1 protein-coding gene is annotated in these 1,362 nt (G+C 45.6%); it reads right to left on the bottom strand.

The window, feature by feature from the left end; all coding sequences use genetic code 11:
* Window positions 1-54 precede the first annotated feature (54 nt).
* On the bottom strand, window positions 55-1,251 hold the full coding sequence (locus tag LIZ87_RS22035; RefSeq protein ID WP_227149224.1) for an IS256 family transposase: 1,197 nt from the start codon (window positions 1,249-1,251) through the stop codon (window positions 55-57).
* Window positions 1,252-1,362: the final 111 nt, after the last annotated feature.

Raw genomic sequence — 1,362 nt, 5'->3', positions numbered from 1 at the left:
GATAGTGTCAATAGTTTTTCGCAAATTTAATTCCTGCCGTTCAGCAGCTGGCAGTTAACCGGCTATGATATCAGACAGCAGGTCATCCTCCAGTTTGGAAAGATGATCCATGTTCATATAGCGCCTGGTTCCCCATTGGGTTCCGGCCACATGACGCAGTCTGGCACATACAAGCATTAAAGCACTTTGGCCATCAGGAAAAGCGCCGATTGCTTTAGTGCGGCGTTTAATCTCACGGTTTAACCGTTCAATGGTATTATTGGTCCGGATTCTGGTCCAGTGCTGTGTTGGAAAGTCCATGTAGGTTAGAGTTTCTTCTATGCCATCTTGTAGCTTTTTGGCAGCAGAGCTAAGCTTCATTTCCTTCAGTTTTTCAGCAACCTGCCGTGCTTTCTCACGTGCTGCTTCCTTGCTTTCCTGGGCATGAATGGCCTTTAACATCATGGCTACAGCCTTCATCTTGTTACGTGGAGTAACGGAGAAAATATTTCGGTAAAAATGGACGGTACAGCGTTGATAAAGGGCATCCGGAAATACTTCTGGTATGGTTTCAAGCATTCCGAGATTTTTATCTCCGATGATCAGGCGGACTCCAGTTAAGCCACGTTCTTTCAGCCATACAAAGAAGGTGCGCCAGCTCTCCTTGTCTTCTTTCATACCTTCAGCTGCACCGATGATTTCACGGCAGCCATCGTTGCTGACTCCAATGGCAACAAGGATAGAAACGTTTTGGATTTCACCACCCCAGCTGCGTTTCAGATAGACGCCATCCACGTAGACATATGGATAGCTGCCGACTAGTGGGCGTGTACGCCAGGTTTCGATATGCTCATATGCCTTTTTATTGAGATTGCTGATGGTGCCTGGGGATACTTTTGTTCCCCACAAAGCTTCGGTGATGTCCTCGACACGCCGTACGGAAACGCCTGCCAGATACATTTCAATCAGAGCTTCTTCCACGGAAGATTCCCTGCGGCGATAGCGTTCAATAATAGCTGTTTCAAAGGGAACCCCTTTCAGCTTTGGAACTTTTAGTTCCACATCGCCGGCAGTGGTTTGAAAGTTTCGCTTGTAATGGCCGGAACGATAACCCTGACGGTCAGCGGAACGCTCATATTTCTGGGCATTTACGAGTTCGTCGGCCTCTTTATCAAGCAGAGCATTCAGAGTTTCTTCGACGCTGCTGCGGACAAGATCCTTTAAATCGTGCTTTATTAAATCTTCATTGAGTTGTATAATGTTATCAGACATGGTTCTATACCTCCTATGGTGAATTTTGTGTGGTAACTTTATTCTACCAAACGGCTATAGACCATGTCTATTTTTATGAAATTGAATTTGCGAAACTAATTATACGTTATC

The sequence above is a fragment of the Lacrimispora sp. 210928-DFI.3.58 genome, from assembly GCF_020554865.1.
Taxonomy (GTDB): domain Bacteria; phylum Bacillota; class Clostridia; order Lachnospirales; family Lachnospiraceae; genus Enterocloster.
This window is presented reverse-complemented; position numbering and strand designations above follow the sequence as displayed.

Bases quoted from the DNA above. Each gene is read 5' to 3' on its own strand.
- LIZ87_RS22035 (WP_227149224.1), bottom strand. From the start codon at position 1,251: ATGTCTGATAACATTATACAACTCAATGAAGATTTAATAAAGCACGAT.